General features: G+C 58.0%; 20 protein-coding genes. 5 read left to right on the top strand and 15 right to left on the bottom strand.

Annotation, left to right across the window (positions count from 1 at the left end; genetic code table 11):
• Positions 1-4 precede the first annotated feature (4 nt).
• The 14 genes from rfbA to mtnA form a co-directional block, all read right to left on the bottom strand.
• Positions 5-895 carry a glucose-1-phosphate thymidylyltransferase RfbA gene (rfbA, locus tag AC3WMT_RS10385; RefSeq protein ID WP_103305679.1) on the bottom strand — a complete coding sequence of 297 codons (891 nt, stop codon included), beginning with the start codon at positions 893-895 and terminating at the stop codon, positions 5-7.
• Complete coding sequence (rfbD, locus tag AC3WMT_RS10380) at positions 892-1,785, bottom strand: dTDP-4-dehydrorhamnose reductase (protein WP_103305678.1); 894 nt, start codon at positions 1,783-1,785, stop codon at positions 892-894. The genes rfbA and rfbD overlap by 4 nt, the downstream gene beginning before the upstream one ends.
• Positions 1,782-2,858 carry a dTDP-glucose 4,6-dehydratase gene (rfbB, locus tag AC3WMT_RS10375; RefSeq protein ID WP_177431439.1) on the bottom strand — a complete coding sequence of 359 codons (1,077 nt, stop codon included), beginning with the start codon at positions 2,856-2,858 and terminating at the stop codon, positions 1,782-1,784. Before rfbB ends, rfbD begins: the two co-directional genes overlap by 4 nt.
• A 221-nt stretch (positions 2,859-3,079) precedes the next feature.
• Entirely contained in the window at positions 3,080-3,319 is a 240-nt protein-coding gene (locus tag AC3WMT_RS10370; protein WP_103305677.1) for a LapA family protein, read from the bottom strand.
• A gap of 27 nt (positions 3,320-3,346) precedes the next feature.
• Entirely contained in the window at positions 3,347-3,643 is a 297-nt protein-coding gene (ihfB, locus tag AC3WMT_RS10365) for an integration host factor subunit beta (protein ID WP_003189779.1), read from the bottom strand.
• A 151-nt stretch (positions 3,644-3,794) separates the two neighbouring features.
• Positions 3,795-4,073: a hypothetical protein gene (locus tag AC3WMT_RS10360; RefSeq protein WP_103305676.1), complete on the bottom strand. Its 279-nt coding sequence runs from the start codon at positions 4,071-4,073 to the stop codon at positions 3,795-3,797.
• Between the two features lie 212 nt (positions 4,074-4,285).
• Entirely contained in the window at positions 4,286-5,971 is a 1,686-nt protein-coding gene (gene rpsA, locus AC3WMT_RS10355; protein WP_103305675.1) for a 30S ribosomal protein S1, read from the bottom strand.
• Positions 5,972-6,090: 119 nt separating this feature from the next.
• Positions 6,091-6,780, bottom strand: coding sequence for a (d)CMP kinase (cmk, locus tag AC3WMT_RS10350; protein WP_015093983.1), 690 nt, complete (start codon positions 6,778-6,780; stop codon positions 6,091-6,093).
• Complete coding sequence (locus tag AC3WMT_RS10345) at positions 6,777-8,984, bottom strand: bifunctional prephenate dehydrogenase/3-phosphoshikimate 1-carboxyvinyltransferase (protein ID WP_256583571.1); 2,208 nt, start codon at positions 8,982-8,984, stop codon at positions 6,777-6,779. The genes cmk and AC3WMT_RS10345 overlap by 4 nt, the downstream gene beginning before the upstream one ends.
• A gap of 28 nt (positions 8,985-9,012) precedes the next feature.
• Entirely contained in the window at positions 9,013-10,125 is a 1,113-nt protein-coding gene (gene hisC / locus AC3WMT_RS10340; RefSeq protein ID WP_103305673.1) for a histidinol-phosphate transaminase, read from the bottom strand.
• 12 nt (positions 10,126-10,137) lie between these two features.
• Entirely contained in the window at positions 10,138-11,232 is a 1,095-nt protein-coding gene (gene pheA, locus AC3WMT_RS10335) for a prephenate dehydratase (protein ID WP_007908404.1), read from the bottom strand.
• Positions 11,232-12,317, bottom strand: a complete 1,086-nt coding sequence (gene serC, locus AC3WMT_RS10330) for a 3-phosphoserine/phosphohydroxythreonine transaminase (protein WP_103305672.1) — start codon at positions 12,315-12,317, stop codon at positions 11,232-11,234. The genes pheA and serC overlap by 1 nt, the downstream gene beginning before the upstream one ends.
• A 231-nt stretch (positions 12,318-12,548) precedes the next feature.
• Positions 12,549-15,323 (bottom strand): DNA gyrase subunit A, encoded by a 2,775-nt coding sequence (gene gyrA / locus AC3WMT_RS10325; RefSeq protein ID WP_103305671.1) that lies wholly within the window; start codon positions 15,321-15,323, stop codon positions 12,549-12,551.
• 425 nt (positions 15,324-15,748) lie between these two features.
• Entirely contained in the window at positions 15,749-16,825 is a 1,077-nt protein-coding gene (gene mtnA / locus AC3WMT_RS10320; RefSeq protein ID WP_103305670.1) for an S-methyl-5-thioribose-1-phosphate isomerase, read from the bottom strand.
• 108 nt (positions 16,826-16,933) lie between these two features.
• Here mtnA and AC3WMT_RS10315 point away from each other — a divergent pair, with 108 nt between their 5' ends.
• The 5 genes from AC3WMT_RS10315 to AC3WMT_RS10295 all read left to right on the top strand — a co-directional run bounded on the left by AC3WMT_RS10315 (position 16,934) and on the right by AC3WMT_RS10295 (position 21,914).
• Positions 16,934-18,268 carry a TRZ/ATZ family hydrolase gene (locus tag AC3WMT_RS10315; RefSeq protein WP_103305669.1) on the top strand — a complete coding sequence of 445 codons (1,335 nt, stop codon included), beginning with the start codon at positions 16,934-16,936 and terminating at the stop codon, positions 18,266-18,268.
• Between the two features lie 58 nt (positions 18,269-18,326).
• Positions 18,327-19,025 carry a bifunctional 2-polyprenyl-6-hydroxyphenol methylase/3-demethylubiquinol 3-O-methyltransferase UbiG gene (gene ubiG, locus AC3WMT_RS10310; protein WP_025113081.1) on the top strand — a complete coding sequence of 233 codons (699 nt, stop codon included), beginning with the start codon at positions 18,327-18,329 and terminating at the stop codon, positions 19,023-19,025.
• A gap of 4 nt (positions 19,026-19,029) precedes the next feature.
• Positions 19,030-19,701 (top strand): N-acetylmuramic acid 6-phosphate phosphatase MupP, encoded by a 672-nt coding sequence (gene mupP, locus AC3WMT_RS10305; RefSeq protein WP_103305668.1) that lies wholly within the window; start codon positions 19,030-19,032, stop codon positions 19,699-19,701.
• 184 nt (positions 19,702-19,885) lie between these two features.
• Positions 19,886-20,626, top strand: a complete 741-nt coding sequence (locus AC3WMT_RS10300) for a YciK family oxidoreductase (RefSeq protein WP_103305667.1) — start codon at positions 19,886-19,888, stop codon at positions 20,624-20,626.
• 361 nt (positions 20,627-20,987) lie between these two features.
• The gene (locus AC3WMT_RS10295; protein WP_103305666.1) at positions 20,988-21,914 is read left to right on the top strand and encodes a GGDEF domain-containing protein; all 927 of its coding nucleotides are present in this window, start codon (positions 20,988-20,990) and stop codon (positions 21,912-21,914) included.
• A 128-nt stretch (positions 21,915-22,042) separates the two neighbouring features.
• On the opposite strand, the gene AC3WMT_RS10290 is transcribed toward AC3WMT_RS10295, so the two are convergent.
• Positions 22,043-22,804, bottom strand: a complete 762-nt coding sequence (locus AC3WMT_RS10290; RefSeq protein ID WP_371919323.1) for an iron-containing redox enzyme family protein — start codon at positions 22,802-22,804, stop codon at positions 22,043-22,045.
• Positions 22,805-22,851: the final 47 nt, after the last annotated feature.

Genomic DNA, 22,851 nt, shown 5'->3' with positions numbered 1-22,851 from the left:
CGAATCAGCGAGATGGTGAATCCAGCAGCTTCTGCAGGTACTGACCGTACCCGGTCTTCTTTAGTGCATCAGCTTGAGCGCCCAACTGCTCGGCGGTAATCCAACCATTGTGATAGGCAATCTCTTCAAGACAAGCCACTTTCAGGCCTTGGCGTTGCTCAATGGTGTGCACAAAGTGGCTCGCTTCGAGTAGAGAATCGTGGGTCCCGGTATCGAGCCAGGCGAAACCACGCCCTAGCATTTCAACATTGAGTGTCTTGCGCTCGAGGTACGCACGGTTAACATCGGTGATTTCAAGTTCGCCACGATCGGAGGGTTTGATATTTTTAGCGATCTCGACAACATCGTTGTCGTAGAAATACAGCCCGGTAACTGCATAGTTGGATTTTGGCTTCAGCGGTTTTTCTTCAATACTTAGCGCCCGACCGGTTTTGTCGAACTCTACAACACCAAAACGCTCGGGATCGGAGACGTGATAACCAAATACGGTCGCACCATGCTGCTGAGAGCTGGCAGAGCGCAAATTATCCGAGAAGTGCTGACCGTAGAAAATATTATCACCGAGGATCAGGCAGCAAGGGGATTCGCCGATGAACTCTTCACCAATAATAAAAGCCTGTGCCAGGCCATCCGGACTTGGTTGCTCGGCGTACGTCAGCTTGATGCCATACAGGCTGCCATCACCCAACAGTTTACGGAAACATGGCAAATCTTCAGGCGTGGAAATAATCAGGACTTCACGCATGCCCGCCAGCATCAGCACCGACAGCGGATAAAATATCATCGGCTTGTCGTAAATCGGCAACATCTGCTTGGACACCCCAAGAGTCAGAGGATGCAGACGAGTGCCGGAGCCACCGGCGAGGATGATGCCTTTACGATTTGTCGTGGTCATTTGTTCAAAACTTCCCTAAGCATTCGGGTTACACCACTTTGCCAATCCGGCAAGTGCAGAGAAAAATTGTCGCGCAACTTCTGAGTATTCAGCCGTGAATTGAGTGGGCGACGTGCAGGCGTTGGATAAGCAGTCGTGGCTATCTCGTTTACAGACGTCACGGCGAGCGCTTCGCCGTTGTCTTTGGCGAAATCGATGACTTGGGTGGCATACCCATGCCATGAAACCTCTCCACGGGCGGCCAAGTGATAAACACCCGCCAATTCGGGACGCTGCATTACTTTGAGAATTGCAAAAGCAGTCACGTCGGCAATCAGATCAGCACCGGTTGGCGCGCCTACCTGATCGGCAATAACATCGAGAGACTCACGATCTTTCGCCAGTCGCAACATGGTTTTTGCGAAGTTGTTGCCGCGAGCAGCATATACCCAACAGGTACGAAAAATCAGATGCTTACACCCCGAATCGACAATCGCCTGCTCGCCTAGAAGCTTGCTGGCACCATACTGATTCAGGGGAGCGACCGGATCATCTTCCCGCCAAGGTGCAGAACCATCCCCACTGAATACATAATCAGTCGAGTAATGAATCAGCCATGCATCGCAGGACAGCGCTTCCTCTGCCATCACACAAAGTGCCTGACCATTTACTCGCTCAGCGAGTTGCGGCTCAGACTCTGCCTTATCCACGGCAGTATATGCAGCGGCGTTGACGATAACATTCGGGGCTACCTGACGAATGGTGGCGCGTAACGCGTCCAGGTCAGACACGTCGCCGCACAAACCATCGACCGTATCGCGATCAAGGGCAATCAACTCACCAAGCGGCGCCAAGGAGCGCTGCAGCTCCCAACCAACCTGGCCATTTTTTCCCAACAAGAGAATTTTCATACCTTGTTCGAGCGACCTGCGTAATTCTGGTCAATCCATTGCAGGTAGCTACCACTCTTTACGTGCTCTACCCATTCGGTGTTACTCAAGTACCATTCGACGGTCTTGCGAATACCGGTTTCAAAAGTTTCCTGGGGAGTCCACCCCAGCTCGCGCTGGATCTTGCTCGCATCGATTGCGTAGCGTTGATCGTGACCAGGGCGATCCTGAACATAAGTGATCAAACTTGCGTGCGGACGGTGAGCGGAGTCAGGGCGCAGCTCGTCCAGCAATGCACATAGGGTATGCACCACTTCGATATTCTGCTTCTCATTATGACCACCAATGTTGTAGGTCTCACCGATGTCCCCCTCCGTCACGACCTTGTATAACGCACGAGCGTGATCCTCTACGTACAGCCAGTCACGAACCTGATTGCCCTTGCCATAGACCGGCAGCGGCTTGCCTTCAAGTGCATTGAGAATGATCAGAGGAATCAATTTCTCAGGAAAATGACAGGGGCCGTAATTGTTCGAGCAATTGGTGACCAGAGTAGGCAGGCCATAAGTACGAGCCCAAGCGCGAACCAGATGGTCGGAACTTGCCTTGCTTGCCGAGTAAGGCGAGCTTGGCTGATAGGGCGTAGTTTCGGTGAAGAGGTCTTCCGGACCTTCAAGATCACCGTAAACCTCATCAGTAGAAATGTGGTGAAAGCGGAAGTTGGCTTTACGCCCATCCTCCAATGCAGCCCAATAGTGGCGCGCGGCTTCCAGCAGGGTGTAAGTACCGATGATATTGGTTTGAATGAACTCGGATGGTCCGGAAATCGAGCGATCGACATGAGACTCTGCGGCCAGATGCATGATCGCATCTGGTTGATGTTCATGCAGAACACGGTCGATTTGATCGCGATTGCAGATATCAACGTGCTCAAATGCATAACGCGCGTCCTGGCTAACCTCTGCCAGGGATTCCAGATTACCGGCGTAAGTCAGTTTATCGACGTTAACGACTGAGTCGGTTGTATTGGAGATGATATGACGGATGACTGCCGAGCCGATGAACCCGGCGCCGCCGGTAACTAGAATTTTCACGCGAAACCATACCCTTGAGCTGCGGACAGTGCCATCAACGAGCACCATCTAATCCATGAATTCAGAAGCCATCAATTATGGCTTCCGTCAAAGTCAGTCTGAATCGACGTGCGTTAAAGGCGTTGTCGAACAAGGGCTGCATTTTACAGCTTAACGGACGTTTTACGAATGGATATAGGCAGGTAGAGACGCAATTCGACAGATGCCCTGCATCTATCGTTTCAAGTAAGACGTTTGCGCGCTGCTCTGGACGAACGCCCTAGAAACCAGCCGAGAATCGGACCAATCAGCATGCCGATGAGCAACGCCAAAACCGCAACAAGCGAAACCGGCAACTGCGGACCAGACAAACCCAGAAACACTAACGATACCGACTGCTGGTTCTCCAGCACGAATGCCAGAATCAATAGCACCAATAAAAGAATGAAAACGCCAAGAAAGATACGCTTGAGGTTACGCATGAGCCACCCCAGGAAAAATAGCGATTGTCAAACCCCCTCCTCCTCTTCCTCGTTCACTCGATCACGCAGCTCTTTACCTGGCTTGAAATGCGGAACGAACTTACCATCCAGACTGACCGACTGACCGGTCTTCGGATTGCGCCCAACGCGCGGCGCACGATAATGCAGAGAGAAACTGCCAAACCCACGGATCTCGATGCGATCTCCGGTAGCCAGGCACTGGGACATTTGTTCAAGCATGGTCTTGATGGCCAACTCCACATCCTTGGATGAGAGCAGCCCTTGATGGGTGACAATTCGTTCGATCAACTCCGACTTCGTCATATTTTTCCCTTCTTTTTCAAGCAGCTAGATCAGCGCTTGAAAGGTTTTAGCACGCCCGGAAGATTTTGAACAGCCCAGGGATTGACATATATTCCTCGGCGTTGAAACGCCCATTTTCAGGGCATCAAATCAACAAACCAGCTCACGACACTCAGCGACAGATGACCAACATGGTTCGCGTCACGTAGCCAGCAGGGTTGAAGCCAAAAGGAAACTCATCCTCATCCTTGGCATCATCCGATCGGGTGATCACTTTGTAGCCCGCCCCCTTGCACTCCTTCGCTGCTCGTTTTTGACACTTCTCCCAGCCAGAACCCAATCCAGAGCAGTCGACCTCGATACCGCTGACGCCACGTACCGCATGAGTCTTGGCGCTAGTGGTGCAGCCTGCCAAAACCAACACAGCCATGAGGGCAATAAACTTGTTCATTCACTTCCTTATGCCAGGCTACGCCCGACCACTACACGCTTAAGACAAGCTTAGTCGCGAATAGGCGATTGATCCGATTAAAGAAACAGACAATCGGGCGCATGGAATGGTTTCACAAGCAGCGCTGTTCGCACAAAAAGTAAGCACCCCCATCAAATCACAGGCACAAAAAAGGGCGACCGAAGTCGCCCTTTTTAATGATCAAGCAGAACTTAGTTCTGTTTGGCCAATGCCTGGCGCATCAATGCCGCCATGGTGGTCTCGCCGGTAACAGCTTCCGGAGTCTCTTTCAGGCTCTGGATAGCTTCTTTCTCTTCAGCATCATCTTTCGACTTGATGGAGAGTTGGATCACGCGGCTCTTACGATCAACGCTGATGATCTTGGCTTCTACTTCCTGGCCTTCTTTCAGAACGTTGCGCGCGTCTTCAACGCGGTCACGGCTGATTTCGGAGGCTTTCAGAGTCGCTTCGATATCGTCGGCCAGAACGATGATGGCGCCTTTGGCGTCAACTTCTTTCACGGTGCCAGTAACGATTGCGCCTTTGTCGTTAACCGAGACGTACTCGGAGAACGGATCGCTTTCCAGTTGCTTGATACCCAGGGAGATACGCTCGCGCTCTGGGTCAACCGACAGGATAACGGTGTCCAGCTCGTCGCCCTTCTTGAAACGACGAACAGCTTCTTCGCCAACTTCGTTCCAGGAGATGTCGGACAGGTGAACCAGACCGTCGATGCCGCCGTCCAGACCAATGAAGATACCGAAATCGGTGATCGACTTGATGGTGCCGGAGATTTTATCGCCCTTGTTGAACTGGCCAGAGAAATCTTCCCATGGGTTAGATTTGCACTGCTTGATGCCCAGGGAGATACGACGACGCTCTTCGTCGATGTCCAGAACCATAACTTCCACTTCGTCGCCGACTTGTACGACTTTCGAAGGGTGGATGTTCTTGTTGGTCCAGTCCATTTCCGAAACGTGTACCAGACCTTCAACGCCTTCTTCCAGCTCAGCGAAGCAGCCGTAGTCGGTCAGGTTGGTTACACGAGCGGTAACGCGAGTGCTTTCTGGGTAACGGGCTTTGATAGCAACCCATGGATCTTCGCCCAGTTGCTTCAGGCCCAGGGAAACACGGTTGCGTTCGCGATCGTATTTCAGAACCTTGACGTCGATTTCGTCACCAACGTTGACGATCTCGGAAGGATGCTTGATGCGCTTCCAGGCCATGTCGGTGATGTGCAGCAGGCCGTCCACGCCACCCAGATCGACGAATGCGCCGTAATCGGTGAGGTTTTTGACGATACCTTTGACTTGCTGGCCTTCCTGCAGGGATTCCAGCAGAGCTTCACGCTCGGCGGAGTTCTCGGCTTCCAGGACGCTGCGACGGGAAACGACAACGTTGTTGCGCTTCTGGTCCAGCTTGATGACCTTGAATTCCAGCTCTTTGCCTTCCAGGTGCGTGGTGTCGCGCACTGGACGGACGTCAACCAGGGAACCTGGCAGGAACGCACGGATGCCGTTAACGTCGACAGTGAAGCCGCCTTTAACCTTACCGTTGATAACGCCCTTGACCACTTCCTCAGCTGCGAAGGCTGCTTCCAGAACGATCCAGCACTCGGCGCGCTTGGCTTTTTCACGGGACAGCTTGGTTTCACCGAAACCGTCTTCAACCGAGTCCAGAGCAACGTGAACTTCGTCACCGACATTGATAGTCAGATCGCCAGCGTCGTTGTAGAACTGCTCAAGCGGGATGAGTGCTTCAGACTTCAGGCCAGCGTGAACGGTTACCCAGCGAGCTTGGTAATCGATATCAACGATAACACCGGTGATGATGGAGCCTGCCTGAAGGTTCAGGGTTTTTAGGCTTTCTTCAAAGAGTTCCGCAAAGCTTTCGCTCATTTTAATTCCTGTAGATGAGGGCGAAGAATACGCCCATCTCCACACCCCAGACGGTGTGGGTTAGTTTCATTTAAAAGAAGCGCTGCAGGACTATGACTGGTCCCCTGCGGCCTTCTTGGTCACCCGGCGATATCGCGAATGGCGATCTCGCTCATGATGCGTTCAAGCACCTGATCGATGGACAACTCCGTGGAATCCAGCTGTATCGCGTCGGCCGCCGGTTTGAGCGGGGCCACTGCGCGCTGGGTGTCACGCTCGTCGCGTGCACGGATCTCATCTAGCAGACTCGACAGACTAACACCCTCGACTTTGCCCTTCAACTGCAAATATCGACGGCGCGCCCGTTCCTCGGCACTGGCAGTCAGGAAAATCTTCAGCGGTGCATCGGGAAAAACCACCGTACCCATGTCGCGACCGTCGGCTACAAGACCCGGCGCTTCCTGGAAAGCACGCTGGCGCTGCAGCAGCGCCTCGCGCACAGCCGGCAATGCAGCCACTTGCGAAGCGCCGGAGCCGACGCTTTCGGTGCGAATGACATCGCTGACCTCGTCCCCTTCCAGAATGATCCGTTGCAATTGACCGTCGGTCGCCGCAATGAACTGAACATCCAGATGAGCGGCAAGTTTCTTCAACAGCTCTTCATTGGTCAGGTCGACACCATGGTTGTGCGCAGCAAACGCCAGCAAACGGTAAAGCGCACCGGAATCCAGCAGATTCCAGCCAAGACGCTTGGCCAGAATCCCGGCAACGGTGCCTTTGCCCGAGCCGCTTGGCCCATCGATGGTGATGACCGGTGCAATGTTCTTCACGACTGAGCCTCTTGTGCCACACGAATACCGACCTGACCGCACAACGCGAGGAAGTTCGGGAACGACGTCGCGACGTTGGCGCAATCATGGATGCGGATCGGTGCAGTGGCGCGCAAGGATGCAACGCTGAAGGCCATCGCGATACGGTGATCGCCGTGACCATGCACTTCGCCGCCGCCAATCTGGCCGCCGTCGATGATGATGCCGTCCGGAGTTGGCTGACATTTGACGCCCAGCGCCAGCAAACCGTCCGCCATCACCTGAATGCGATCCGATTCCTTGACCCGCAGCTCTTCGGCACCAGTCAGCACGGTGCGCCCTTCGGCACAGGCAGCGGCCACGAACAGTACCGGGAATTCATCGATGGCCAGCGGAACCAGCGCTTCGGGAATCTCGATACCCTTGAGTTTAGCTGCCCGCACGCGCAGGTCAGCCACAGGTTCGCCGCCGACTTCACGCTGGTTTTCCAGAGTGATGTCCGCGCCCATCAGACGGAGGATGTCGATGACGCCGGTACGGGTCGGGTTGATGCCGACGTGTTCAAGCACCAACTCCGAACCTTCGGCAATCGAAGCAGCCACCAGGAAGAACGCCGACGACGAGATGTCGCCTGGTACTTCGATATGAGTAGCGGTCAGCTTGCCGCCGGACTCGACCGAAGCCGTCGCCCCATCAACGCTCACCGGGTAGCCAAAGCCACGCAACATGCGCTCGGTATGGTCGCGGGTCGGCGCAGGCTCGGTTACCGTGGTCTTGCCTTCAGCGTACAGACCGGCGAGCAGCAGGCAGGATTTTACCTGCGCACTGGCCATCGGCATGGTGTAGGTCAGACCTTTGAGCTTGTGGCCACCACGAATGGTCATCGGCGGACGACCTTCAGCGGCAGTTTCGATCACGGCGCCCATTTCACGCAGTGGATTGGCCACGCGATTCATCGGACGCTTGGACAGCGAAGCATCACCGGTCAGGGTGCTGTCGAAGTTCTGCGCGGCCAACAGACCGGACAGCAGACGCATCGAGGTACCGGAGTTGCCCAGATAGATCGGGCCCGGCGCAGGTTTCAGGCCGTGCAGGCCAACACCGTGAATGGTCACGCGGCCGTGGTGCGGGCCTTCGATGACCACGCCCATGTCGCGGAATGCCTGCAAGGTTGCCAGGGCGTCTTCGCCCTCAAGGAAACCTTCGACTTCGGTGACGCCTTCGGCCAGCGAGCCGAGCATGATCGAACGGTGGGAAATGGATTTGTCACCCGGTACGCGAATCCGACCGGACAGGCGGCCACCAGGTTGAGCCAAGAAGATCAGATCGTTGGAATTCATAGCGTCCACATAGGCCCTGCGGGCCAGGATTTTACTGAAATGCTCGCGGGCAACCCGGGCGCGAGTGAAAACGCCCAACAATTGGTGCCCATCCCCTGCATCGACCGCGTCGCGCAAGGCGTCGAGGTCGCTGCGAAATGTATCGAGTGTGCGCAGGACAGCCTCGCGGTTGGCGAGGAAGATGTCGTGCCACATCACCGGGTCGCTTCCGGCGATTCTTGTGAAATCGCGGAAACCGCCCGCAGCGTAACGGAAGATCTCAAGATTTTCATTGCGCTTGGCCAACGAATCGACCAGACCGAACGCCAGCAGGTGCGGCAGATGACTGGTTGCAGCCAACACTTCATCGTGACGCTCGACCTGCATGTGCTCGACGTCGGCGCCCAGTTCGCGCCACAGACGATCAACCACCGCCAGCGCAGCCGGATCGGTTTGCTCAAGCGGCGTGAGGATCACTTTATGGCGGCGGAACAGCTCGGCATTGGAGGCTTCCACCCCGCTCTGCTCGGAACCGGCAATCGGATGGCCCGGCACGAAGCGCGCCGGCATAGCACCAAACGCCTCGGTTGCCGCGCGCACGACATTGCCTTTGGCGCTGCCGACATCGGTCAGAATCGCCTGACCCAGATCCATGCTCGCCAATCGCGCGAGCACTTTCTCCATCGCCAGAATCGGCACCGCCAACTGAATCACGTCCGCGCCCTGGCATGCAGCCGCCAGGTCATCTTCGCAGCGATCCACCACACCCAACTCGACCGCCAGCTTGCGCGATTGCGGATCGAGATCGACCCCAACCACTTCGCGGCACACGCCGCTTTCACGCAAGCCCTTGGCAAACGAACCACCGATCAACCCCAGACCGACCACTACAAGGCGACCGATCATAGGTGCAGCAGATTGCAGAGCAGTGACATCACCCACGAGCCAGAACCTTGCGCAGCGCTTCGAGGAAGCGGCTGTTTTCCGCCGGCAGACCGATGGTCACCCGCAGGTGGTTCGGCATGCCGTAATTGGCCACTGGACGCACAATTACGCCTTCGCGCAGCAAGCCCTGGAACACCGGAGCCGCCACCTGACCGAGATCGACGCAAATGAAGTTACCCTTGGACTCGATCCAGCCCAAGTCCAGCTCCCGGAAACCGGCTTGCAGTTGCTGCATGCCTGACTCGTTGAGCTGACGGCTTTGCGCCAGATACTCTTCATCTTTCAACGCCGCACACGCCGCTGCCAAAGCCAGGCTGTTGACGTTGAACGGCTGGCGAACACGGTTCAGCACGTCCGCCACTACCGGAGTGGACAGGCCATAACCAACGCGCAACGCCGCCAGACCATAGGCCTTGGAGAACGTGCGCGAAACCAGCAGATTCGGGTACGCAGCGAGGAAGTCCAGACCATCCGGCAGATCACTGCCTTCGGCGTACTCGATGTAGGCCTCGTCCAGCACCACCAGCACGTGCTCCGGAACATCCTGGAGGAATTCGTCCAGCGCTTCGGCGCCGAACCATGTGCCGGTCGGGTTGTTCGGGTTGGCGATGAATACTACGCGGGTGTTGGCATCGATGGCCGCGAGCATCGCCGGCAAATCGTGCCCCCAATCTTTGGCTGGGACGACTTTGGCCTCGGCACCGACCGCCTGAGTGGCAATCGGATACACAGCGAACGCGTGCTCGCTGAACACGGCATTCAGGCCCGGCGCAAGATAGGCGCGCGCGACCAGTTCGAGAATGTCGTTCGAGCCATTGCCCAGGGTGACCTGGTTCAGGTCAACACGGCACTGCTCGGCCAGCAGGGATTTCAGCGCGAAACCATTACCATCCGGGTAACGGGTCAGCTCGGCCAGTTCTTCGCGGATCGCCGCCAGCGCTTTCGGGCTGGCGCCCAGCGGGTTTTCGTTGCTTGCCAGTTTGACGATTTTGGCCGGATCAAGGTCCAGCTCACGCGCCAGTTCATCCACAGGCTTGCCCGGAACGTACGGCGAAAGTTGTTGCACGCCCGGCTGTGCCAGAGCGAGGAAATTGCCACTCATTACTACCGCCCCTTACAGAACTGCTTTCGGGTAGGAACCCAGCACTTTGAGTGCCACTGCTTCCTGACTGATCTTCTCCAATACACCCTTGATCAACGGATCACGGTGGTGGCCGACGAAGTCGATGAAGAACACGTAAGTCCATTTGCCGCTGCGCGACGGACGGGTTTCGATGCGGGTCAGGTCGATCCCGTTGTCATGGAACGGCACCAGCAACTCGTGAAGCGCGCCGGGTTTGTTGCTCATCGACACGATGATCGAGGTCTTGTCGTCGCCGGTCGGCGGCACTTCCTGGTTACCGATCATCAGGAAGCGCGTCGAGTTGTCCGGACGGTCTTCGATCTTCTCGGCCAGACGAGTCAGGCCATACAGCCCGGCCGCCATGTCGCCAGCGATTGCCGCCGAATTCCACTCACCTTTAACCCGCTTGGCAGCTTCAGCGTTGCTCGACACCGCGACGCGCTCGACATTCGGGTAATGCGCATCCAGCCACTTGCGGCACTGGGCCAGCGACTGCGCATGGGAATAGATGCGGCTGATGCTGTCGGTCTTGGTGTTTTCACCGACCAACAGGTGATGGTGGATACGCAGCTCGACTTCGCCGCAGATCACCATGTCGTGTTCGAGGAAGCTGTCCAGCGTGTGGTTGACCGCGCCTTCGGTGGAGTTCTCCACCGGGACAACACCAAAGTTCACCGCACCGGCAGCCACTTCACGGAACACTTCGTCGATCGCCGCCATTGGCTTGCTGATCACCGCATGACCAAAGTGCTTCATGGCCGCCGCTTGAGTGAAGGTGCCTTCAGGGCCGAGATAAGCCACCTTCAGTGGCTGCTCCAGCGCCAGGCAGGAAGACATGATTTCGCGGAACAACCGCGCCATCTCTTCGTTGCCCAACGGTCCCTGATTGCGCTCCATGACGCGCTTGAGCACCTGAGCTTCACGCTCGGGACGATAGAACACCGGCACTTCGCCTTCGGCCAGCGAAGCCATCTTTACTCTTGCGACTTCCTGGGCGCAACGCGCACGCTCACTGATCAGCTCCATGACTTTGGTGTCCAGAGCGTCAATGCGAACGCGCAGCGCCTTGAGTTCTTGCTCGGACATCAGCCGTGTTCCTTCTCGAATTCAGCCATGTACGCCACCAGCGCATTGACGGCGGTGATGTCGACGGCGTTGTAGATGGAAGCGCGCATGCCGCCCACAGAGCGGTGGCCCTTGAGGTTGAGCAGACCGCGCTCGTCAGCACCCGCGAGGAACGGCTTGTCCAGACGATCGTCAGCCAAGCGGAAAGGCACGTTCATCCACGAGCGGTCGGACTTGTTGATCGGGTTGCTGTAGAGACCACTGGCATCGATGAAGTCATACAGCGTGCGCTGCTTGACGTCGTTGAGCTTGGCGATGGCTTCGACGCCACCCTGCTCTTTCAGCCACTGGAACACCAGACCGGACAGGTACCAGGCCAGGGTCGGCGGGGTGTTGTACATAGAGCCGTTATCGGCCGCGACCTTGTAGTCGAGCATGGTCGGGCACAGCGAGCGTGCCTTGCCGAGCAAGTCTTCGCGGATGATGTTGACGACGATGCCGCTCGGGCCGATGTTTTTCTGCGCCCCCGCGTAGATCATGCCGAAACGCGAGATGTCGACCGGGCGCGACAGAATGTCCGAGGACATGTCAGCCACCAGCGGTACGTCGCCGGTTTCCGGGATCCACTGGAATTCCAGACCGCCGATGGTTTCGTTCGGCGCGTAGTGAACGTAAGCGGCGTCTTTCGACAGGTTCCACTCGTTCTGACCCGGAATGGCGAAATAGTCGTAAGGCTTGGCGGTGGCGGCAACATTGACGTGGCCGTAGCGCGACGCTTCTTCGATGGCTTTCTGTGACCAGATACCGGTGTCGATGTAGTCGGCAGAGCCGCCTTCAGGCAACAGGTTCAGTGGAATCTGCGCGAATTGCTGGCTGGCGCCACCTTGCAGAAACAGCACTTTGTAGTTCGAAGGGATATTCAGCAGGTCACGCAAATCCTGCTCGGCCTGGGTCGCGATGGACACGAACTCATCGCTGCGATGGCTCATTTCCATGACCGACAGGCCCTTGCCGTGCCAGTCAAGGAGTTCACCTTGGGCGCGTTGCAGGACAGCTTCGGGAAGCGCCGCAGGGCCGGCGCAGAAGTTATAGGCTCGCTTGCTCACATCCAGTCTCGCTCTGATTTGGTGATATCACGCAATAAATCACACTACCGATCAACATGGCCCTGTGGGAGCGAGCCTGCTCGCGAATGCATCACCGCGGTGTGTCAGAGGTACCGCAGCGTCTGCATTCGCGAGCAGGCTCGCTCCCAAAGGGAATCTCCATGATGTCGAAATTTCATACCGGACAAATAACAAGGGGGCGAATTTTCATCCGCCCCCTCGCTTGTCCGCTTATTCTTGCGGCTCTTCGTCTGCTGCGGCGTCGAGCTGCTGGTCTTCGGCGGCATCGTCGATCACGACGTTGCCCTCGAATTCCTCGCCCTCTTCACCTTCAAGCTCTTCACCTTCGACTTCCGAAGGCTCCTGAACCCGCTCCAGACCGACCAGGGTTTCATCCTTGGCCAGCTTGATCAGGGTGACACCTTGAGTGTTACGACCCAGGCTCGACACTTCGTCGACACGGGTACGCACCAGAGTGCCCTGATCGGAGATCAGCATGATTTCTTCGCCATCCTGCACCTGAACCGCGCCGACCAGACGGCCGTTACGCTCGTTGCTGACCATGGCGATAACACCTTGACCACCACGCTTGTACTCAGGGAACTCGGTGATAGCAGTACGCTTGCCATAACCACGCTCGGAAGCAGTGAGGATCTCGCTGCCTTCTTCCGGAATCAGCATGGAGATCAGCTTCTGTCCTTCCGGCAGACGCATGCCACGCACACCCCGGGCGGTACGGCCCATGGCGCGAACTTCGGATTCCTTGAAGCGGGTCACTTTGCCGCCGTCGGAGAACAGCATGATTTCCTGCTCGCCATCGGTGATGGCAGCGGAGATCAGAATGTCGCCTTCGTCCAGTTCCAGGGCGATCAGACCGACGCTGCGCTGACGGCTAAAGGCCACCAGCGGAGTCTTCTTGACCGTACCGTTGGCGGTCGACATGAAGATGAACGGCGCCTTCTTGCGGTCGGCAGCCTTGATGCGCGCACGGCGCTCTTCGTCGGTTTCGTTGCTGTTTTCGATTTCTTCTACATCAGTCTCAACGCCTTCGGCTTCTTCTTCGTCAGCCTGACGCTTCATGGCTTCGAGATCGACCGGCAGCATGGTGGTGATGTATTCGCCCTCGCTCAACGGCAAGAGGTTGACCAGCGGACGACCACGGGCGGCGCGGGACGCTTCCGGAATCTCGTAGGTCTTGAGCCAGTACACCTTGCCCTTGCTGGAGAACAGCAGCAGCGTGGTGTGGCTGTTGGCAACCAACAGGTGAGCGATGTAGTCCTCATCCTTGACGCCGGTAGCCGACTTGCCCTTACCGCCACGACGCTGAGCCTGGTACGCAGCCAATGGCTGAGTCTTGGCGTAGCCACCGTGGGAAATGGTCACGACGCGCTCTTCTTCCGGGATCATGTCACCCAGGGTCAGGTCGAGACGGGCATCGAGAATCTCGGTGCGACGCTGATCGCCATATTCGGCACGGATCACTTCCAGCTCTTCGCGGATCACTTCCATCAGGCGCACGGCGCTGTTGAGGATGCGGATCAGCTCGCCGATCTGGTTGAGGATCTCTTGATACTCGGCCAGCAGCTTCTCGTGCTCCAGACCGGTCAGACGGTGCAGGCGCAGTTCCAGAATGGCTTGCGCCTGCTCTGGCGACAGGAAGTATTTGCCTTCGCGCAGACCGTATTGGGGATCGAGGTTTTCCGGACGGCACGAATCGGCACCAGCTCGTTCAACCATCGCCACTACGGCGGAAGATTCCCAAGGCGTGCTGATCAACGCTTCCTTGGCTTCCGAAGGAGTCGGCGAAGCCTTGATCAGAGCGATAACCGGGTCGATGTTCGACAGGGCGACGGCCTGGCCTTCGAGGATGTGGCCACGCTCACGCGCCTTGCGCAGTTCGAACACGGTACGACGGGTGACGACTTCGCGACGGTGACGAACGAAGGCTTCCAGCAGATCCTTGAGGTTAAGGATGCGTGGGCGGCCATCGATCAGCGCAACGATGTTGATGCCGAATACCGATTGCAACTGGGTCTGGGCGTACAGGTTATTGAGGATCACCTCAGGCACTTCGCCGCGACGCAGTTCGATCACGACGCGCATACCGTCCTTGTCGGACTCGTCGCGCAGTTCGGTGATGCCTTCCAGCTTCTTCTCTTTGACCAGCTCGGCGATCTTCTCGATCAGACGCGCCTTGTTCAGCTGGTACGGCAGTTCGGTGATGACGATCTGCTGACGACCACCGACCTTGTCGATGTCTTCAATGATCGAACGGGCACGCATGTAAATGCGCCCGCGACCGGTGCGGTAGGCTTCGATGATGCCGGCGCGGCCGTTGATGATCGCGGCAGTCGGGAAGTCCGGACCGGGGATGTATTGCATCAGCTCATCGACGGTCAGCTCAGGGTTGTCGATGAGTGCCAGGCAACCGTCGATGACTTCACCGAGGTTGTGCGGCGGAATGTTGGTCGCCATGCCCACGGCGATACCGCTGGAACCGTTGACCAGCAGGTTTGGCACGCGGGTCGGCATGACCGCCGGGATCAGTTCGGTGCCGTCGTAGTTCGGCACCCAGTCCACGGTTTCTTTATGCAGGTCAGCCAGCAGTTCGTGCGCCAGCTTGGTCATGCGCACTTCGGTGTATCGCATGGCCGCAGCGTTGTCGCCGTCGACCGAACCGAAGTTGCCCTGACCGTCGACCAGCAGGTAGCGCAGGGAGAAAGGCTGAGCCATGCGGACGATGGTGTCGTACACCGCGGTATCACCGTGCGGGTGATACTTACCGATCACGTCGCCGACAACACGGGCAGATTTCTTGTACGGCTTGTTGAAGTCGTTGCCCAGCTCGCTCATCGCGAACAGTACGCGACGGTGCACGGGCTTGAGGCCATCGCGCGCATCCGGCAGTGCACGGCCGACGATTACGCTCATCGCGTAGTCGAGATAGGACTGTTTCAGCTCGTCTTCGATATTGACCGGGAGGATTTCTTTGGCCAGTTCGCCCATGAGAAGCCTGATTCCTTTTTCTGGTGAAACTTCGTCATATCCATGTGGGAGCAACGAAGCTCGTCGGGGCAGGCTGAGTGCCATGCACCGACTTACGACAAATCAACAATCTGGAGAGTGGATTTGCGCAGTAAAGACAGCTCCGCGGAGCTGCCTCGGAAAACGCCGGATGTTATCACAAAGGCCGCCACGCACCTATCCCCCAGATGCGCATGGAGCATAGTTAGTTGACCGGTGACAGGCTTAACGGGGACGAGAGAGGCTCAGAGCTTCTTTGAATGCAGAATTGGGGCGTGGATTGCGGATGTTTATTGACTTTTAAGGCCTCATCGCTGGCAAGCCAGCTCCCACAGAATCGGTGGCAAGCTCAAAACCTGTGGGAGCTGACTTGCCAGCGATGGCGTCTTCACAGACGCCATACCCCATCAATGCAGGCGTTTGCGGCACATCAACTGGGCCATCTTCGCGGTATCCGGGCGCTCGACGATGCCTTTCTCCGTGACGATTGCATCGATCAGGTCCGCCGGCGTCACGTCAAACACCGGGTTGAACGCCTCAACATCGGCGCCGACACGTTTGCCGCCGACTTCGAGTAACTCGGCACCGTCACGCTCCTCGATCGGGATGTCGTCGCCGCTGGCCAGATTCATGTCGATGGTCGAACTCGGCGCCACCACCATGAAGCGCACACCGTGGTGCATCGCATTGACGGCCAGTTGATAGGTGCCGATCTTGTTCGCCACGTCACCATTGGCCGTGATCCGATCAGCACCGACGATCACCCAGGTCACGCCTTTGGTCTTCATGATGTGCGCGGCGGCGGAGTCGGCATTCAGAGTGACAGGGATGCCTTCGTTGGCCAGCTCCCACGCCGTCAAGCGCGAGCCCTGTAGCCATGGACGGGTTTCGTCGGCATAAACACGCTCGACCATGCCCTCAAGGAACGCCGCGCGGATCACGCCCAGCGCCGTACCGAAACCACCCGTGGCGAGTGCGCCGGTATTGCAATGGGTCAGGATCGCCTGGGCATTGCCCTGATGCTTACGGATCAGGTCGACGCCCAGCTGCGCCATAGTCAGATTGGCTTCGCGGTCGCTTTCATGAATGGCAATGGCTTCCGCTTCCAGCGCGGCCAGCGGATCGGCATTGTCCTTCAGACGATCAAGCCGATCGTGCATGCGACCCAGCGCCCAGAACAGGTTGACCGCAGTCGGACGAGAATCGGCCAGCAGTGCGAAATCCTCTTCCAGCGCCGCGTACCAGTCGCCCCCTTCGGCGACCCGCGCACGGGCCGCAAGCACAATGCCATACGCCGCACTGATGCCAATGGCCGGCGCGCCGCGCACCACCATCGAGCGAATCGCTTCAGCCACGCCGGCGGCGCTGGTGTAGGCAATCCAGGTTTCCTCGAACGGCAAAATACGCTGATCCAGCAGGTGGAGCGCGCCATCTCGCCAATCGATGGCCTTTACTTTCTCCGCAGCCAACAGTCGATCGCGCATCCCTCACCCCGCACTCATGAACAAAAGCCGCCGATTATAGCGATCCCCCCGCGAAGACGCTCGGGTATACTTCGCCATCCTTTATAAAAGCACTGGAACCGACCCTCGATGCCGAAACCTGCCATTGCGCTCGACTTATTATTGCTGCCGACCTGGCTGGTACCCGTCGAACCTGCAGGCGTTGTGCTCAAGGAGCACGGCCTGGGCATCCGCGACGGTCGCATCGTGTTTATCGGCCCGCGCGCCGAAGCGTTGAAATGTAACGCCACGGAAATCCGCGAGCTGCCGGATGTGCTGCTCGCTCCCGGCCTGATCAATGCGCACGGCCACGCGGCGATGACGCTGTTCCGTGGCATGGCCGACGATCTGCCGCTGATGACCTGGCTGGAAAACCACATCTGGCCGGCCGAGGCCAAATGGGTCGATGAAGACTTCGTCCGTGACGGCACCGATCTGGCCATCGCCGAGCAGATCAAGGGCGGCATCACCTGCTTCTCGGACATGTATTTCTTCCCGAAGGTTGCCAGTGAGCGTGTACACAACAGCGGTATCCGTGCACAAATCGCCATTCCGATCCTCGACTTCCCGATTCCCGGCGCCAGCAGCGCCGATGAAGCCATTCGTCAGGGCGTCGAGCTGTTTGGCGACCTCAAGCATCATGAGCGGATCAAGATCACTTTCGGCCCTCATGCACCCTACACCGTCGGCGACGAGAACCTTGAGAAAATCCGCGTGATCGCCGAGGAGCTCGACGCCTCGATTCACATGCACGTCCATGAAACTGCCTTTGAAGTCCAGCAAGCGCTCGAGCAGGGCGGCGAACGGCCGCTGGCCCGCCTCGGCCGACTCGGTTTGCTCGGCCCGCGCTTCCAGGCGGTGCACATGACGCAGATCAGCGATGACGACCTGGCGTTGCTGGTAGAAAGCAACACCAGCGTGATCCATTGCCCGGAATCGAACCTCAAACTGGCCAGCGGTTTCTGCCCGGTGGAGCGTTTGTGGCAGGCCGGGGTGAATGTCGCCGTCGGTACTGATGGTGCAGCGAGCAACAACGACCTCGACCTGCTGGGTGAAACCCGCACTGCCGCACTGCTGGCAAAAGCCGTCGCCGGCTCGGCCACCGCACTCGATGCCCACCGCGCCCTGCGCATGGCCACTCTCAACGGCGCGCGGGCGCTGGGCATAGAATCGCAGGTCGGCTCGCTGGAAGTCGGCAAAGCCGCCGACATCGTCGCCTTCGACCTCTCCGGCCTGGCCCAGCAGCCGGTCTATGACCCGGTTTCGCAGCTTATATATGCCACCGGTCGCGATTGCGTGAAACATCTGTGGGTCGCCGGCAAACAATTGCTCGACGACCGGCGCCTGACGCGCATGGACGAACAACAGCTGGGCGCCACCGCCCGCACCTGGGGCCAGCGCATCAGCGGCCACACCGAATCGTAAACACCGCGGAACACAATCCGCGGCTACAGCCTTTTTCAAGTTTTTCGAGGAATTGAACATGAGCAACGTCGACCACGCCGAAATCGCCAAATTCGAAGCCCTGGCCCATCGCTGGTGGGATCGTGAAAGCGAATTCAAACCGCTACACGACATCAACCCGCTGCGGGTCAACTGGATTGACGAGCGGGTCAATCTGGCTGGCAAGAAGGTCCTCGACGTCGGTTGCGGCGGCGGCATTCTCAGCGAAGCCATGGCCCAGCGCGGCGCCACCGTGATGGGCATCGACATGGGCGAAGCGCCATTGGCGGTGGCGCAACTGCATCAGCTGGAATCCGGCGTCAGTGTCGAATACCGGCAGATCACCGCCGAAGCTTTGGCCGAAGAAATGCCCGAGCAGTTCGACGTAGTAACTTGCCTTGAGATGCTTGAGCACGTGCCCGACCCATCGTCGGTGATCCGCGCCTGCTTCCGCATGGTCAAACCGGGCGGCCAGGTGTTCTTCTCGACCATCAACCGCAACCCGAAGGCGTACCTGTTTGCCATCGTCGGCGCCGAATACATCATGAAGCTGCTGCCGCGCGGCACCCACGACTTCAAGAAATTCATCCGCCCGTCCGAGCTGGGCGCCTGGAGCCGCATGGCCGGCCTGACCGTCAAGGACATCATCGGCCTGACCTACAACCCGTTGACCAAGCACTACAAACTGGCCAACGACGTTGACGTCAACTACATGATCCAGACCCTGCGCGAGGAGTAAGCCGATGGCCATCAGAGCAGTCCTTTTCGACATGGACGGCACCCTGCTCGACACCGCGCCGGACTTCATCGCCATTTGTCAGGCGATGCGCGCGGATCGCGGCTTGCCGCCGATGAACGACAAGCACATCCGCGATGAAATTTCCGGCGGCGCCAAAGCGATGGTCGCGGTGACTTTCTCGATGGACCCGGAATCGCCGGGCTTCGAGGAATTGCGTCTGGAATTCCTCGAACGCTATCTGGTTGGCTGCGCAGTGCACAGCAAGCTGTTCGACGGCATGGGAGAACTGCTGGCCGACATCGAGAAAGCCAATCTGGTTTGGGGCGTGGTGACCAACAAGCCGCTGCGCTTCGCCGAGCCGATCATGCAACAACTGGGGCTGGCCGAGCGCTCGGCGCTGCTGATCTGCCCCGATCACGTGAAAAACAGCAAGCCGGATCCGGAGCCGTTGATCCTTGCGTGCAAGATGCTTGATCTGGATCCGTCGACGGTTCTGTTTGTAGGCGATGATCTACGCGATATCGAGTCGGGCCGCGATGCCGGTACAAAAACGGCAGCGGTGACGTTTGGCTACATTCATCCGGATGACAACCCACGGCACTGGGGTGCGGATGTTGTGGTGGATCATCCGTCGGAGTTGCGCAAGGTGCTCGATAGCGCGCTTTGCAGCTGCTGACCCGACTGTTTGCAGGAGCCGTTTGTGGCGAGGGGATTTATCCCCGATCGACGGCGAAGCCGTCGTTAAACCTGCACGTCAAATCGACCTGAAAGAATGCTGGGCTGCTGCGCAACCCATCGGGGACAAATCCCCTCACCACAAAGGGTGAAGCAGGTCTTCATGAATGGATTGTGAGGTTTTTATGTTCGATTACTCCGCTCGTCCCGAATTGCTCAAGGATCGGGTCATTCTGGTCACCGGTGCCGGGCGCGGCATTGGCGCGGCTGCCGCCAAGACCTACGCCGCGCATGGCGCTACCGTGCTGCTGCTGGGTAAGACTGAAGCGAATCTGACCCAGGTTTACGACGAGATCGAAGCGGCGGGCCATCCGCAACCGGCGGTGATTCCGTTCAACCTCGAAACCGCCCTGCCCCATCAGTACGATGAGCTGGCAGCGATGATCGAAAGCGAATTCGGTCATCTTGACGGTCTGCTGCACAACGCCTCGATCATTGGCCCACGCACGCCGATCGAGCAGTTGTCCGGCGAAAACTTCATGCGCGTCATGCAGGTCAACGTCAACGCCATGTTCATGCTCACCAGCACTCTGCTGCCGCTGCTCAAGCTGTCGCAGGATGCTTCGGTGGTGTTCACCTCCAGCAGCGTCGGGCGCAAGGGTCGTGCCTACTGGGGCGCTTACGGCGTGTCGAAGTTCGCCACCGAAGGCCTGATGCAAACCCTCGCCGATGAAGTCGACGGCGTGGCGCCAGTACGCGCCAACAGCATCAACCCGGGCGGCACTCGCACCAGCATGCGCGCGCAGGCTTACCCGGGAGAAAACCCGCTGAACAATCCGACTCCGGAGGAAATCATGCCGGTCTATCTGTACTTGATGGGCCCGGACAGTACCGGCATCAACGGCCAGGCATTCAACGCACAGTAATGCCATACGTCGCATTTGTTGCCGTGGCGGATTACCGTCGCGGCACGCATTTGCCGCTGCCTGCCGTCACATAACAGTCAAATATCCAGCACAACCTCCTTACCTTTCATATCAAGTCGTTGATTTATAACGGGTTAAATAAAACCGAACCGAATGGCACGACTTTCGCTCTAATTTTCCTCAAAGCATGCCGTGTGAAGGCAATGGGGCAAGGCCTGATTCGATAGCTGACTAATCGTCATCAGGCAGACTAAACTTACGCCAAATGTCCTACGGGACTGATGGATCAGTATGACGCGCAGCCCATAGCCGCTCTCACCCAGCCTGTAAGACAGACTTACTGCTTAGGGGCTCACGCCATATGAAATCACCCTCCCAGACCAATGCAATTGACTTTGACAGTGCCAAATTGCAACGCCTGGGCTTTGGTCAACTGCCTCCCCTTCTGGAGCGACCGACCAGCCTGGCGCAACTGCGCCAGCAAATGAGCCTGCAACTGCAAACCAGTCTTGAACCGCAACGGATCCTCGGTCTGTTCTTCCGCGAAGTACAACGTCTAGTGCCGCTGGATGCCTTGAGCTACGCGCATCAGGGCAGTGACCTGCGCCTGGAATTCGGCGCCCGAGGCCATCATTCGGTCAGCTACAGCTTGAGCCACGAAGGCGAGCACATGGGCGAACTGGTGTTCCGGCGCAATCAACGTTTCAACGAACAGGATCAGGGCAATCTCGAATCGCTGCTGTCGTCGTTGCTGTTTCCGATGCGCAATGCCCTGCTCTATCGCGCCGCGACGCAAAGCGCATTGCGTGATCCGTTGACCGGCGCCGGCAACCGCATCGCCATGGAGCAAACGCTGCAACGCGAGATCGAAATGTCGCGTCGGCATCTGCAACCTTTATCCGTGCTGATGCTCGATATCGACCACTTCAAACGCGTCAATGACAGTCATGGACACAGCGCTGGCGACACCGTGCTCAAAGCCGTGGCCGCATCGATCAAGGGACAGTTGCGCAACGTCGACATGGTGTTTCGCTATGGCGGGGAAGAGTTTCTGATCCTGCTGTCCAACACCAGCCGGGAAGCGGCGGCGATGGTCGGCGAGCGTCTGCGCTATGCGGCGCAGGCGGCGGAGTATTACGCGGATGGGCAGTTGATCGAATTGACGGTCAGCCTCGGTTGCTCGACCCTGCTTCCGGGCGAATCGGTAGAAAGCCTGTTGCGCCGCGCGGACAGTGCGCTATACGTGGCCAAACGCGAAGGGCGTAATCGCTTGGCGATGGCGGGCTGAATCTCCCCGCCGGCAAAAACAACTGCAGGAGTGAGCCTGTTCGCGATAGCGATCTGACATTCAACAATGATGTTGACTGGCAGTCCGCCATCGCGAGCAGGCTCAGTCCTACATTTTTACGCGGCTAATCAGCTCTCGACCACGGCCCTGCGCTCACGACTTACCAGCAAACGCTCCGACGTTTCGAGCTGCATGCAGCGCTCCAGGAACAGGTACATGTAGTCATAGCTCTTGCAGATCGCCTGACGCAGCTCGGCCTGCAAAGCCTTGCTCGGGTTCATGCCCGCCAGGGTGCAGATGATTTCCAGCGCCTCCCACGGATGAGCATCATCGTATTGGGCGTGCATCTTCAGCCACTTCATCGCCCGCTTTCGGTCTTCTTCGGGGAACGCAGCGGCGTAAACCCCGGTAGAACAGACCAGCGCCGACCACTCCCCGGTCGCGCCTTCGATAGCGTAATTGGTCGCGGCGATGGCCACGATCAGCGAATCGGCAGAACTGGTGTGCCAGCACCAATGACTCAGCGCATGCAGTTCGGGCGGCACGTGCTGGGCTTGGAGATCTTCCAGACTGACGCCGTGCGCGCGACTCCAGTGCACCCAGTAATCGGCGTGATTGAGTTCAACGCGGATGTTGCGCATCAACCAGCGCCGCGCCATGTCTTCGCCCGGGTGACGGGCAAATTTGGTTTTGGTGAGATTCTGCGCCATGTACAAGGCAAATTGCTCAACCACCGGCCAGCCCCCGATCAGGTACTGGCGCATGGTTTTGGCGCTGAGCTTGTTATCGCGCATGCGCAGATACAACTCATGTTCGACAACCCGGCGCTTGCTCTCGCTGCAATCCTCGATCAGCTGTTGTGCCCAGCCGGGATAACTTGCAGCTTCCATGAGTGGTCCGGTTCGGTTGAATGTGTCGATCACTGTTCGGCTCCTTT

This window comes from Pseudomonas sp. FW305-7 (assembly GCF_058786735.1).
Note: the sequence above shows the minus strand (reverse complement) of the source record. Positions and strands in the feature narration are given on the sequence as shown.

Excerpts from the sequence above, each read along its gene's own strand:
- mupP (WP_103305668.1), top strand. The coding sequence starts at position 19,030 with ATGGCCATCAGAGCAGTCCTTTTCGACATGGACGGCACCCTGCTCGAC.
- mtnA (WP_103305670.1), bottom strand. The coding sequence starts at position 16,825 with ATGCGCGATCGACTGTTGGCTGCGGAGAAAGTAAAGGCCATCGATTGG.
- AC3WMT_RS10345 (WP_256583571.1), bottom strand. The coding sequence starts at position 8,984 with ATGATCGGTCGCCTTGTAGTGGTCGGTCTGGGGTTGATCGGTGGTTCG.
- pheA (WP_007908404.1), bottom strand. The coding sequence starts at position 11,232 with ATGTCCGAGCAAGAACTCAAGGCGCTGCGCGTTCGCATTGACGCTCTG.
- AC3WMT_RS10295 (WP_103305666.1), top strand. The coding sequence starts at position 20,988 with ATGAAATCACCCTCCCAGACCAATGCAATTGACTTTGACAGTGCCAAA.
- rfbD (WP_103305678.1), bottom strand. The coding sequence starts at position 1,785 with ATGAAAATTCTCTTGTTGGGAAAAAATGGCCAGGTTGGTTGGGAGCTG.
- AC3WMT_RS10290 (WP_371919323.1), bottom strand. The coding sequence starts at position 22,804 with ATGGAAGCTGCAAGTTATCCCGGCTGGGCACAACAGCTGATCGAGGAT.
- hisC (WP_103305673.1), bottom strand. The coding sequence starts at position 10,125 with ATGAGTGGCAATTTCCTCGCTCTGGCACAGCCGGGCGTGCAACAACTT.
- AC3WMT_RS10360 (WP_103305676.1), bottom strand. The coding sequence starts at position 4,073 with ATGAACAAGTTTATTGCCCTCATGGCTGTGTTGGTTTTGGCAGGCTGC.
- rpsA (WP_103305675.1), bottom strand. The coding sequence starts at position 5,971 with ATGAGCGAAAGCTTTGCGGAACTCTTTGAAGAAAGCCTAAAAACCCTG.
- ihfB (WP_003189779.1), bottom strand. The coding sequence starts at position 3,643 with ATGACGAAGTCGGAGTTGATCGAACGAATTGTCACCCATCAAGGGCTG.
- AC3WMT_RS10370 (WP_103305677.1), bottom strand. The coding sequence starts at position 3,319 with ATGCGTAACCTCAAGCGTATCTTTCTTGGCGTTTTCATTCTTTTATTG.
- rfbA (WP_103305679.1), bottom strand. The coding sequence starts at position 895 with ATGACCACGACAAATCGTAAAGGCATCATCCTCGCCGGTGGCTCCGGC.
- ubiG (WP_025113081.1), top strand. The coding sequence starts at position 18,327 with ATGAGCAACGTCGACCACGCCGAAATCGCCAAATTCGAAGCCCTGGCC.
- AC3WMT_RS10315 (WP_103305669.1), top strand. The coding sequence starts at position 16,934 with ATGCCGAAACCTGCCATTGCGCTCGACTTATTATTGCTGCCGACCTGG.
- gyrA (WP_103305671.1), bottom strand. The coding sequence starts at position 15,323 with ATGGGCGAACTGGCCAAAGAAATCCTCCCGGTCAATATCGAAGACGAG.
- AC3WMT_RS10300 (WP_103305667.1), top strand. The coding sequence starts at position 19,886 with ATGTTCGATTACTCCGCTCGTCCCGAATTGCTCAAGGATCGGGTCATT.